Origin of the sequence: Enterobacteriaceae endosymbiont of Donacia sparganii, from assembly GCF_012569045.1 — a bacterium.
Lineage (GTDB): Bacteria > Pseudomonadota > Gammaproteobacteria > Enterobacterales > Enterobacteriaceae.
The window spans coordinates 328,454-340,699 of record NZ_CP046196.1; the positions used below are offsets into that span (position 1 = coordinate 328,454).

The 12,246-nt window shown below is 24.8% G+C and carries 12 protein-coding genes; all 12 read right to left on the reverse strand.

The window, feature by feature from the left end; translation table 11 throughout:
• Window positions 1-3: 3 nt before the first annotated feature.
• The 12 genes from rpoB to tusB all read right to left on the reverse strand — a co-directional run bounded on the left by rpoB (window position 4) and on the right by tusB (window position 12,235).
• Entirely contained in the window at window positions 4-4,026 is a 4,023-nt protein-coding gene (rpoB, locus tag GJT98_RS01605) for a DNA-directed RNA polymerase subunit beta (protein WP_168821197.1), read from the reverse strand.
• A gap of 105 nt (window positions 4,027-4,131) precedes the next feature.
• A complete protein-coding gene (rplL, locus tag GJT98_RS01610) occupies window positions 4,132-4,500 on the reverse strand; it encodes a 50S ribosomal protein L7/L12 (RefSeq protein ID WP_168821199.1) in 369 nt (122 codons plus the stop codon).
• Window positions 4,501-4,548: 48 nt separating this feature from the next.
• Window positions 4,549-5,037: a 50S ribosomal protein L10 gene (rplJ, locus tag GJT98_RS01615; RefSeq protein ID WP_168821200.1), complete on the reverse strand. Its 489-nt coding sequence runs from the start codon at window positions 5,035-5,037 to the stop codon at window positions 4,549-4,551.
• Window positions 5,038-5,164: 127 nt separating this feature from the next.
• Window positions 5,165-5,866 carry a 50S ribosomal protein L1 gene (gene rplA, locus GJT98_RS01620; protein WP_168821202.1) on the reverse strand — a complete coding sequence of 234 codons (702 nt, stop codon included), beginning with the start codon at window positions 5,864-5,866 and terminating at the stop codon, window positions 5,165-5,167.
• A 6-nt stretch (window positions 5,867-5,872) separates the two neighbouring features.
• Window positions 5,873-6,301 (reverse strand): 50S ribosomal protein L11, encoded by a 429-nt coding sequence (gene rplK / locus GJT98_RS01625; protein WP_168821204.1) that lies wholly within the window; start codon window positions 6,299-6,301, stop codon window positions 5,873-5,875.
• A gap of 62 nt (window positions 6,302-6,363) precedes the next feature.
• Window positions 6,364-6,909, reverse strand: a complete 546-nt coding sequence (gene nusG, locus GJT98_RS01630) for a transcription termination/antitermination protein NusG (RefSeq protein ID WP_168821205.1) — start codon at window positions 6,907-6,909, stop codon at window positions 6,364-6,366.
• A gap of 2 nt (window positions 6,910-6,911) precedes the next feature.
• Window positions 6,912-7,298, reverse strand: coding sequence for a preprotein translocase subunit SecE (gene secE, locus GJT98_RS01635; protein WP_168821207.1), 387 nt, complete (start codon window positions 7,296-7,298; stop codon window positions 6,912-6,914).
• Between the two features lie 143 nt (window positions 7,299-7,441).
• On the reverse strand, window positions 7,442-8,626 hold the full coding sequence (tuf, locus tag GJT98_RS01640) for an elongation factor Tu (RefSeq protein WP_168821209.1): 1,185 nt from the start codon (window positions 8,624-8,626) through the stop codon (window positions 7,442-7,444).
• A 51-nt stretch (window positions 8,627-8,677) separates the two neighbouring features.
• Window positions 8,678-10,795 carry an elongation factor G gene (fusA, locus tag GJT98_RS01645; protein WP_168821211.1) on the reverse strand — a complete coding sequence of 706 codons (2,118 nt, stop codon included), beginning with the start codon at window positions 10,793-10,795 and terminating at the stop codon, window positions 8,678-8,680.
• Window positions 10,796-10,960: 165 nt separating this feature from the next.
• On the reverse strand, window positions 10,961-11,431 hold the full coding sequence (rpsG, locus tag GJT98_RS01650) for a 30S ribosomal protein S7 (protein WP_168821213.1): 471 nt from the start codon (window positions 11,429-11,431) through the stop codon (window positions 10,961-10,963).
• Window positions 11,432-11,502: 71 nt separating this feature from the next.
• Window positions 11,503-11,874, reverse strand: coding sequence for a 30S ribosomal protein S12 (gene rpsL, locus GJT98_RS01655; RefSeq protein ID WP_168821215.1), 372 nt, complete (start codon window positions 11,872-11,874; stop codon window positions 11,503-11,505).
• Between the two features lie 61 nt (window positions 11,875-11,935).
• Entirely contained in the window at window positions 11,936-12,235 is a 300-nt protein-coding gene (gene tusB, locus GJT98_RS01660; RefSeq protein WP_168821217.1) for a sulfurtransferase complex subunit TusB, read from the reverse strand.
• Window positions 12,236-12,246 lie beyond the last annotated feature (11 nt).

The following is a 12,246-nucleotide window of genomic DNA, read 5'->3' on the forward strand; positions in this document are numbered from 1 at the left end:
TAATTATTTATTTTCTAAATTAATATTTATACCTAATGAACGTATTTCTTTAAGTAACACATTAAAAGATTCTGGAATTCCAGCTTCCATTTGATGATTTCCATCAACAATATTTTTATACATTTTTGTTCTACCATTTACATCATCAGATTTAATAGTTAACATTTCTTGCAAAGTATATGCTGCTCCATATGCTTCTAACGCCCAAACTTCCATTTCTCCAAATCTTTGTCCACCAAATTGTGCTTTTCCACCTAATGGTTGTTGAGTTACAAGGCTATATGATCCGGTAGATCTAGCGTGCATTTTATCATCTACTAAATGATTTAATTTCAACATATACATGTATCCTACAGTTACTGGTCTTTCAAAAACTTCACCTGTACGTCCATCATATAATTTAATTTGTCCAGAAATTGGTATATTTGATAATTTTAATAATTCTTTTATTTCCTTTTCTTGCGCACCATCAAAAACTGGCGTAGCAATAGGCATTCCTTGTTTTAGATTATTAGCAAGTAAAATAATTTCATTATCAGTAAAATTATTTAAATTTATTTTTTGACATATATTATTTCCAACATTATATGCTTTATGTAAAAAAATACGTATCTTTTCTATATTTATTTTTTCTTTTAATAAAATATTAATTTGATTTCCAATGCCTTTAGCCGCCATTCCTAAATGAGTTTCTAAAATTTGACCTATATTCATTCTAGATGGAACACCTAATGGATTTAAAACAATATCAATAGGAATACCATTTTCATCATAAGGCATATCTTCTACGGGACAAATCTTAGAAATCACGCCTTTATTCCCATGTCTTCCCGCCATTTTATCACCTGGTTGTATTTGTCTTTTAACTGCTAAATTTACTTTAATAATTTTTAAGATACCAGGAGCTAAATCATTTCCTTGTGTAATTTTAATTTTTTGTAATTCTATTTTTTTTTTAAAAATATCTTTTATTTTTTTAAATTGTTTAATAAAATTAACTAATTCTTTTTGTTTATTTTCATCTTTTAAAGAGATAGAATTAATGAAATTAATATCAAAATTTTTTATATTTTCTTTATTAAGAAAATTATTTTTTAATAAAAAATTTTTTATATTTAATAATATATTTGTTTCAAAAATTTTTTGTTCAGCAAATAAATCTTCTTTAATTTGTTTTAATTGCATTTCTTCAATTTCTATTGTTCTTTTATCTTTTTTAACTCCTTCTCTTGTAAAAATTTGTACATCAATAACTGTACCATATACTCCATTAGGAACTCTTAAAGAAGTGTCTTTAACATCAGAAGCTTTTTCGCCAAAAATAGCACGTAATAATTTTTCTTCTGGCGATAATTGCGTTTCTCCTTTAGGAGTTACCTTACCTACAAGAATATCTCCATTTTTTACTTCAGCACCAATATATACAATTCCACATTCATCAAGTTTAGATAAAGAAGATTCACTGACATTAGGTATGTCTGATGTAATTTCTTCTGGTCCTAATTTTGTATCACGAGATATACAAGATAATTCTTGTATATGTATAGTAGTAAATTTATCTTCTTGAATAATTTTTTCTGATAATAAAATAGAATCTTCAAAATTATAACCATTCCAAGGCATAAAAGCTACTCTCATGTTTTGACCAAGTGCTAGTTCTCCCAAATCTGTAGCAGGACCATCTGCTAATACATCACCTTTTTTAATTAATTCTCCTAAATTTACACATGGAGTTTGATTAATACATGTATTTTGATTAGATCTTGTATATTTTTCTAAATGATATATATCTATATTATTTTTATTATCAATAATATCATTTATTTTAACAATAATACGAGAAGCATCAACATATTGTATAATTCCAGAATTTTTAGCAATAACAGTAACTCCTGAGTCGATTGCTACAATTCTTTCCATCCCTGTTCCCACTAAAGGTTTCTCTGCTTTTAATGTTGGAACTGCTTGTCTCTGCATATTAGCTCCCATTAAAGCACGATTAGCATCATCATGCTCTAAAAAAGGAATTAAAGAAGCACCTATAGAAACAATTTGTTGTGTAGAAACATCCATATAATGGATTTGTTCTTTTTTAAATAAACTTGATTCATTTTTATAACGACATGTAATAAATTCATCAATAATATATCCATATTTATTAATATTAATATTAGCTTGTGCAATAATAAAATTTCCTTCTTCAATTGAAGATAAATAATTAATTTTATCAGTAACAAATCCGTTTTTAACTACTCTATATGGTGATTCTAAAAATCCATATTCATTTGTTCTAGCATAAATTGATAATGAATTTATTAAACCTATATTAGGACCTTCTGGAGTTTCAATAGGACATATTCTTCCATAATGTGTAGGATGTACATCTCTAACTTCAAAACCAGCTCTTTCTCGAGTTAATCCTCCTGGTCCTAAAGCAGAAATACGACGTTTATGTGTAATTTCTGATAATGGATTATTTTGATCCATAAATTGTGATAATTGACTAGAACAAAAAAATTCTTTTAATGCAGCGGAAATAGGTTTAGAATTAATCATGTCTTGAGGCATTAAAGTATCTAAATCACCTAAAGATAATCTTTCTTTAACTGCTCTTTCAACTCTTATTAAACCTATACGAAATTGATTTTCTGCCATTTCTCCAATAGAACGAATTCTTCTATTTCCTAAATGATCAATATCATCAACATTTCCTTTACCATTACGAATGCTAATTAATTTTTTAATAACGTCAACAATATCTTCTTTACTTAAAATTCCTTTTCCAGAAATACATTCACGCAATAAAGAACGATTAAATTTCATTCTTCCTACAGGAGATAAATCATATCTATCTTCTACAAAAAATAATTTTTTAAATAATGCTTCTGCTGCTTCTTTTGTAGGTGGTTCTCCAGGACGCATCATTCTATAAATTTCTACTAAAGCATCTAAACGATTAGATGTACTATCTAATTTTAATGTTTCAGAAATATAAGAACCATGATCTAGATCATTAGTAAAAATAGTTTCAATAGTATTATAATTTTTAAAAATTTTATTAATAATATTTATTGATAAAGGAAAATTTGTAGAAATAATTACTTCTCCTGTTTTTTTATCTATATAATCTTTTGTAACTATTTTTCCTACCATATATTCTATAGGAATATTAATACATGTTACTTTATCTTTTATTAAATGATTAATATGACGTATAGTAATTCTTTTTCCTTTTTCTATATAAGTCATATTATTATATTTAATATTAAAAAAAGCTGTTTCTCCTCTTAATCTATCTGGTATTAATATCATTGATATTTGATTATTTTTTATTTTATAAATATTTTTTTTAAAAAAAATATTTAATATTTCTTCTATATTATAACCTAAAGCACGTAAAATAATTGTAACTGGTAATTTTCTTCTTCTATCTATCCGAACAAAAATATTATCTTTAGGATCAAATTCAAAATCTAACCAAGAACCTCTATAAGGAATAATACGAGCATTATATAATATTTTTCCTGATGAATGTGTTTTACCTTTATCACTATCGAAAAAAACTCCTGGACTTCTATGTAATTGGGAAACTACAACACGTTCAATACCGTTAACTATAAAAGTACCATTTTTTGTCATTAATGGGATTTCTCCCATATATACTTCTTGTTCCTTTATATTTTTAATTAATAATTCAGGTTTATCTTTATCATATATAATTAATCGTAATATCGCTCTAACAGGTGCAGCATAGGTCATACCTCTTGTATGACATTCTTTGACATTAAAAAGTGATTTTCCTAAACGATAACTTAAATATTCTAACTTAGAATAACCACTATAACTAGATATAGGAAAAATACTCTTAAATGCAGCTTCTAAACCATATTTTCCTTTAGGGTCTTTTTTTATAAATTTTTTAAATGAATCTATTTGAATAGAAAGTAAATATGGAATATTTAAAATCTGTGGTCTTTTTCCAAAATTTTTACGAATACGTTTTTTTTCAGTTTGAGAATAAACCATATGGTTCCTCAGTTATCTGATAAATTAAATAATTTAATTAAATTAATATCTATTTGTATAAATAATATTTATATAAATAAAATTTTTATTAAAGTTTTTATAAAATTATTTAATTTCTATTTCCGCTCCGGAAATTTTTAATTTAGATTCTAAATCTAATGCTTCTTCTTTAGTAATAGATTCTTTTAATATAACAGGAGCTGATTCAACTAAATCTTTAGCTTCTTTTAATCCTAAATTCATTATACTCCTAACAGCTTTTATTACTGAAATTTTATTATTTCCTATACTTTTTAAGTAGATAGTAAATTCTGTTTGTTCTACTTTTTTTTCTTGATTTTTGTTACTAATTTCTTCATTTTTTATAATACTAGAAACACCAAATTTTTTTTCTATAGAACTTATTAATTCCATTATGTCCATAATAGACATAGATTCTATAGCTTCTATTATTTGTTCTTTAGTTATTGGCATAATACTTTCCTAAAAATAATAAGAATATTTTATTAAAATAAAACAAATTTATTTTATATTTTTAATTATAAGTAAAATTTTAAGAAATTGTCCTATAGAAATATTTTTTATAATTATTAAAAAACGTGTGATTGCTTCTTTATATGTAGGTAATTCTGCTAAAAGATCAATATTTTCACTATTTATTATTTTATTATTAAATGAAGCTGCTTTAATTTTTAAATTTTCATCTAATTTACTAAATTCTTTAATTAAACGAGCAGCGGCACCAGGATGCTTAAGAGAATAAGCTATTAATATAGGGCCGTGTATTAATGAATCTAAACATTGAAAATTACTATTTTTTATTATTAATTTTAATAATTTATTTCTTATAATATTTATAACAACATTATTTTCTCTACTTTTTTTTCTTAATTTATTTAAATTATTACTATTAACACCACAAAAATCAACTATTACAGCTGATAAAGCAATTTTATTTATTTGACTTATTTTTGCAACAATCATTTTTTTTTTTGTAATATTTAAAGACATTATAAGATTATTGCACTCCTGATTTTATAAAAAATTATTATTGTATTATACAGTATAGATTATATTAAAACATTAAATTTTTATTAAAAACTATAACTTTAATATAAAAAATTTGTAAAGAAAAATATTAATTTATTAAATTTATGCAATCTTTAGTAATTTCTATAGAAATTCCCATAGTAGATGATATACATATTTTTTTAAAAAAATTACCTTTTAATTTTATTGGTTTATATTTTTTTAAAATTTTTAATAAATTTATTAAATTTTCTTTAATTTTAATATTTTCAAAATTAATTTTACCTATATTAGTATGAATAATACCATTTTTATCATTACGAAAATTAATTTGCCCATTACGTATTTTTTCTATTGTTTCAGTTATATTATTTGTTATTGTTCCTAATTTAGGATTAGGCATTAATCCTTTAGGTCCTAAAATAGGTCCTAATTTACTAACTATATTCATAGCTTCTGGAGTAGATATTACTACATCAAATTTTTTTTCTCCATTAGTAATTTTTGTTGATAAATCATCCATTCCTATTAATTTTACTCCTAATTTTTTTGCTTGCTGTGCTTCTTGCCCATCAGCAAAAACAGCTAATCTTATATTTTTTCCGGTACCATGGGGTAAACAAACACTACCTCTAATATTTTGTTCTGTTTTTTTAGGATTTATACCTAAATTTATAGAAACATCAATACTTTCAATAAATTTTACTTTACTTAGTAATTTTAAATTATTAAGAGCATTTTCAATAGAAAATTGTTTTTTTAAATTTATGTTTTTATACATATAATCCATACGTTTTGTTAATTTTACCATTATATTTTAATCCTCAACAATTAATCCCATTGAACGAGCAGTTCCTTCTATAGAAGACATCATAGATTTAATATTAATTCCAGTCATATCAATATATTTAATTTCTGCAATTTTTCTTATTTGTTCTTGTGTTATCGAACCTATTTTATCTATTTTAGGTTTATTAGATCCTTTTTTAATTCCTAATATTTTTTTTATTATTGCAGATACTGGAGGAGTTTTTGTAATAAATGTAAAAGTTTTATCGACATAAATTGTAATTATTACTGGTATAGGAGTGCCTTTTTCTAGGCTATTTGTTTTTAAATTAAAATCTTTACAAAAATTCATAATATTTACACCATGCTGTCCTAGCGCAGGGCCAATAGGAGGACTAGGATTTGCATTACCAGCAGGTACTTGTAACTTAACATAAGTTTTAATTTTTTTTGCCATAAATATATCTCAATTAATTATTTAAAATAAAAAAGATTTAGATTTTTTATTATTATAAATATTTATCCTTTTTCTACTTGACGAAAATCTAAATCTACAGGAGTAGATCTACCAAAAATAGATACGGAAACTTTTAATCTACTTTTTTCATAATCTACTTCTTCTACTATCCCATTAAAATCAGAAAAAGGACCGTCTTTAACTCTAATCATTTCTCCTGGTTCAAATATTGTTTTTGGTCTAGGTTTATCACCAATTTGTTGTAAACGTCCTATAATTGTATCTACTTCTTTATCATTAATAGGTATAGGATTATCAGATGTACCTCCGATAAAACCTAGAACTTTAGGTATACCACGTACTAGATGCCAACTTAATTCTTTCATTATCATATGAATTAATATATATCCTGGAAAAAATTTACGATCACTTTTATATTTTTGTCCTCCACGTATTTCAATTATAGCTTCAGTTGGAACTAAAATTTTACCAAATAATTTATTCATATTATGAATTTTTATATATTCTTTTAATGAATTTACAATGCGATGCTCAAAACCAGAACGAACTTGAATAACATACCATTTTTTTTTTAAAGATTTATTCATTTTTATGTCCTAGTTCCAGTTAAAAATGATATTAAATAAATCAAAATACTATCTAATATATAAAAAATAATAGAGATTGTTATAATAATTATTATTATAATTAAAGTTGTATGCCAAGTATCTTTATAAGTAGGCCATACAACTTTACGGGTTTCTATACGAGCATCATATATAAAAGAAAATAATTCTTGACCTTTTTTTGTAGATAATGTAATAAAACTTACTAAAGTAAATATAAAAAAAAATAAAACTAAACGAATAGAAAAATTTATATTTTGATAATTATAATTTAAAATTATAGTAATAATTAATAAAGCTACACTTATAATCCATTTTATAATATCGATCATATATTTATTTATATTTTTTTTAAATTTTACAATATTCATTGTATATTAACCAATAAAAAACTAATATAGAATAATATATAAATTATCAAGAAATTTTACTAATAATTTATTAAATATTTTTAAAATATTTATAAAAAAGTCAAAGTAATTAATTATTTTGCTAATCTTCTTTTATATTATTTTTATTGTAAAACCTTAGTAACTACTCCTGCACCAACAGTACGTCCTCCTTCACGAATTGCAAAACGTAAACCATTAGTCATTGCTATAGGATTAATTAATGTAACAACCATATTAATATTATCTCCAGGCATAACCATTTCAATATTAGAAGGTAATTCTATAGTTCCAGTTACATCTGTAGTTCTAAAATAAAACTGGGGACGATATCCTTTAAAAAATGCTGTATGTCTTCCACCTTCATCTTTAGATAAAATATAAACTTCAGCTTCAAATTTAGTATGTGGTTTAATTGATCCTGGTTTAGCTAAAACCTGTCCTCTTTCTATATCTTCTCTTTTTATTCCTCTAAGAAGAATACCTACATTTTCACCAGCACGTCCTTCATCTAATAATTTACGAAACATTTCTACTCCAGTACAAATAGATTTTATAGTATTTCTGATACCTATAATTTCTACTTCTTCTCCTACTTTTATAACCCCTCTTTCTACTCTTCCTGTTACTACAGTACCTCTACCTGAAATTGAAAAAACATCTTCTATTGGTAACAGAAAAGGTTTATCAATAGCTCTTATAGGATTAGGTATATAGTTATCTAAAGAATCTGCTAATTCAAATATTTTTTTTTCCCATTTTTTATCACCTTCAAGTGCTTTAAGAGCAGATCCTTGAATAATAGGAGTAGTATCTCCTGGAAAATTATATTGTGTTAATAAATCACGTACTTCCATTTCTACTAATTCTAATAATTCATCATCATCAACCATATCACATTTATTAAGAAAAACTATAATATAAGGTACTCCTACTTGTCTTGCTAACAAAATATGTTCTCTAGTTTGAGGCATAGGTCCATCTGTAGCAGCTACTACTAATATAGCTCCATCCATTTGAGCTGCTCCTGTAATCATATTTTTTACATAATCAGCATGTCCAGGACAATCTACATGTGCATAATGACGATCTTTAGTATCATACTCAACATGAGATGTATTTATAGTTATACCTCTGGCTTTTTCTTCTGGAGCATTATCAATTTGATCAAAAGCTTTTGCTGCGCCACCGTATTTTTTAGATAAAACAGTTGTTATAGCTGATGTTAAAGTTGTTTTTCCATGATCAACATGTCCTATAGTACCTACATTAATATGAGTTTTAGAGCGTTCAAATTTTTCTTTAGACACAAGATAATATCCTTCTAAATAAAGTAAGTGTATATAATTTATACTAAAATTCTATGATTTAGATCTAGATTCAATAATTATTTTTGCAATATTATTAGGTGCTTCAGTATATTTTAAAAATTCCATAGTATATGATGCTCGTCCCTTACTATAAGAACGTAAATCAGTAGCATAACCAAACATTTCTGATAATGGTACACAAGCACTTATAGTCTTTCCAGTAGGAATATTATTCATACCTTCTATAATTCCTCTTCTACGATTTAAATCTCCAATTACATCCCCCATATATTCTTCAGGAGTTTCAACTTCTACTTTCATTATAGGTTCAAGTAAAATAGGATTAGCTTTTTTAAATGCATTTTTAAATGCAATTGAGGCTGCTACCTTAAAAGCTAATTCAGAAGAATCTACATCATGATAAGATCCAAAATGAAGTCTCACTGCAATATTTACTACAGGGTAATTTGCCATAGGACCTGATTTTAACTGTTCCTGAATACTTTTATCTATAGCTGAAATATATTCATTAGGTATTACACCACCTTTTATATCATTAGTAAATAAATAACCTACATTATTTTTTTGTTTTTTTAATGGAGAAATATCAATTACTACATGACCATATTGTCCTCTTCCACCTGTTTGTTTAATATATTTACCTTCTATATTATTTACACTATCTTGTATAGTTTCTCGATAAGAAACTTGAGGTTTACCAATATTAGCAGATATATTAAATTCTCTTTTCATTCTATCAACAATTATTTCTAAATGTAATTCACCCATTCCAGCAATAATAGTTTGATTTGTTTCTTGATCTGTCCAAGTTTTTAAAGAAGGATCTTCTTTAATAAGACGATGTAATGCTAAACCCATTTTTTCTTGATCTATTTTAGTTTTAGGTTCTATAGCAATAGATATAACAGGTTCAGGAAATTCCATTGTTTCTAAGATAATACATTCATTAATATTACATAATGTATCTCCTGTTGTAACATTTTTTAATCCAATAGCAGCTGCAATATCACCAGCATAAACTTTTTTTATTTCTTCTCTTTTATTAGCATGCATTTGAACAATTCTACCAATACGTTCTTTTTGTTTTTTTATAGGATTATATATAATTTCTCCACTACTAATAGTTCCTGAATATACTCTAAAAAAAGTTAAATTACCTACAAAAGAATCATTAGCTATTTTAAATGCTAGTGCAGAAAATAATTCATTATCATTAGCATTACGAGTTATTAACATTTTTTTATTATTGTCAGATATACCTTGAATTGGAGGAATATCTGAAGGTGATGGTAAATAATCAATTACTGCATCTAATAATGCTTGTACACCTTTATTTTTAAAGGCTGAACCACATGTTATTAAAGTAATTTCGTTATTTATTACTCTTCTTCTTAAAGAAGATTTAATTTCTTTTATAGAAATTTCTAAACCATTTAAATATTTTTCTAATAATATTTCATTAGTTTCAACTGCAGTTTCTATTAATTTTTGACGCCATAATTTAACTTCTTTTTTCATATTTATGGGTATATCAATATAATTACAACTTATTCCTTGATCATTTTCATTCCAATTTAATGCTTTCATTTGTATTAGATCAATAATTCCAGTAAATTTATCTTCTGAACCTATTGGTAATTGCAATGGAACAGCTTCTGTTAATAAATTATCTTGTATTTGTTTAATAACTTTTATAAAGTTAGCTCCCATTCTATCCATTTTATTGATAAAAGCAATTCTAGGTACTTTATATTTATTTGCTTGTCTCCATACTGTTTCTGATTGAGGTTGTACTCCTCCTACAGCACAATAAATCATTACAACTCCATCTAATATTCTCATGGAACGTTCTACTTCAATTGTAAAATCTACATGTCCTGGTGTATCAATAATGTTAATTCTATGTGATTTATATTGATTAAACATTCCTGACCAAAATGCTGTAGTAGCAGCCGAAGTAATAGTAATACCTCTTTCTTGTTCTTGTGCCATCCAATCCATTGTAGCAGCACCATCATGAACCTCGCCTATTTTATGATTTACTCCTGTATAAAATAAAATTCTTTCAGTTGTAGTAGTTTTACCAGCATCAATATGTGCGCTAATACCAATATTACGATATCGTTTTATAGGAGTTGTCCTACTCATATATTATTCCTCTATTTTATTATATAAAAAATTTCAACATTATATTAAATATTATTTTTTAATAAAAAAATAAAATATTAATTTAGCTACAACATATTTTATTGATTAATTTTTTCATTTTTATTTTAGATTTAAATTACTTAAATTTTATTTTTAGTAATATTTTTACCAACGATAATGAGCAAATGCTTTATTAGCTTCTGCCATTTTATGTATTTCTTCACGTTTTTTAACTGCATTTCCTTTATTTTCTAAAGCATCTAAAATTTCATTAGTTAATTTTAAAATCATAGATTTTTCTTGTCTTTTTCTTGCAGCATTAACTAACCAACGCATTGCTAAAGTATTTCTTCTTGTAGGTCTTATTTCTACAGGAACTTGATATGTTGATCCTCCTACTCTTCTTGATTTTACTTCAACTATAGGTTTTACATTTTCTAATGCACTTAAAAAAATATCTATTTCATTTTTTCCTATTTTTTTTTTAATTCTTCTTAAAGAAGAATAAACAATAAATTCTGCAATAGATTTTTTACCACTTACCATAAGTAAATTTATAAATTTAGCTACTAAATCTGATTCAAATTGAGGATCTGGTAGTATTTTACGTTGATTAATTATACGTCTACGAGGCATAGTAATATTACTCCATTATTTTAATAATATTTTAATAAATTTAATTCATAAAAAAATAATATTTTAAAATATTATTTAGGTTTTTTTGCACCATATTTTGATCTTCCTTTTTTACGATCTTTAACTCCAGTGCAATCTAAGGAACCTCTAATAGTATGATATCTAACACCAGGTAGATCTTTTACTCTACCTCCTCTTATTAAAATTACAGAATGTTCCTGTAAATTATGTCCTTCACCAGAAATATAAGAAGTAACTTCAAAACCATTTGTTAATCTTACTCTACATACTTTACGTAAAGCAGAATTTGGTTTTTTGGGAGTTGTTGTATATACTTTTGTACATACTCCTCTTTTTTGGGGACTAGAATTTAAAGCAGGAACATTTGTTTTTATTATTTTATTTTTTCTATGGTTACGAACTAGTTGATTAATTGTTGCCATGTTTTTTCCTAAATTTAATAATTTAAATTTATTTTAAATAAATATTTTTATTTTTAAATAATTACCATATTATTTGTTTTTTATGTTTTATAATTAAATCAACAAATTTTGTATAATTTATACGTATAATATTTTTTGAAATATTTAAATCTAAACCTCTAGCTAATATATCATCATTTATTGCAAATATTAATAATTTCATTTTTTGTTTAATTCTAATAATTTTTTGTATATAAATACTATTTTTTAATCCAGCTAAGACTCCATCTTGAATTAATAATAAATTATCATTTTTATTTAAAAATTTTAATAATAAAGAAAAATTACAAGATTCTGGAGAATTAAATAAGGTATATAACATATAAGAGTATT

Coding starts and splice junctions, on each gene's coding strand:
- rpoB (WP_168821197.1), bottom strand. CDS start 4,026: ATGGTTTATTCTCAAACTGAAAAAAAACGTATTCGTAAAAATTTTGGA.
- rplL (WP_168821199.1), bottom strand. CDS start 4,500: ATGCCAATAACTAAAGAACAAATAATAGAAGCTATAGAATCTATGTCT.
- rplJ (WP_168821200.1), bottom strand. CDS start 5,037: ATGTCTTTAAATATTACAAAAAAAAAAATGATTGTTGCAAAAATAAGT.
- rplA (WP_168821202.1), bottom strand. CDS start 5,866: ATGGTAAAATTAACAAAACGTATGGATTATATGTATAAAAACATAAAT.
- rplK (WP_168821204.1), bottom strand. CDS start 6,301: ATGGCAAAAAAAATTAAAACTTATGTTAAGTTACAAGTACCTGCTGGT.
- nusG (WP_168821205.1), bottom strand. CDS start 6,909: ATGAATAAATCTTTAAAAAAAAAATGGTATGTTATTCAAGTTCGTTCT.
- secE (WP_168821207.1), bottom strand. CDS start 7,298: ATGAATATTGTAAAATTTAAAAAAAATATAAATAAATATATGATCGAT.
- fusA (WP_168821211.1), bottom strand. CDS start 10,795: ATGAGTAGGACAACTCCTATAAAACGATATCGTAATATTGGTATTAGC.
- rpsG (WP_168821213.1), bottom strand. CDS start 11,431: ATGCCTCGTAGACGTATAATTAATCAACGTAAAATACTACCAGATCCT.
- rpsL (WP_168821215.1), bottom strand. CDS start 11,874: ATGGCAACAATTAATCAACTAGTTCGTAACCATAGAAAAAATAAAATA.
- tusB (WP_168821217.1), bottom strand. CDS start 12,235: ATGTTATATACCTTATTTAATTCTCCAGAATCTTGTAATTTTTCTTTA.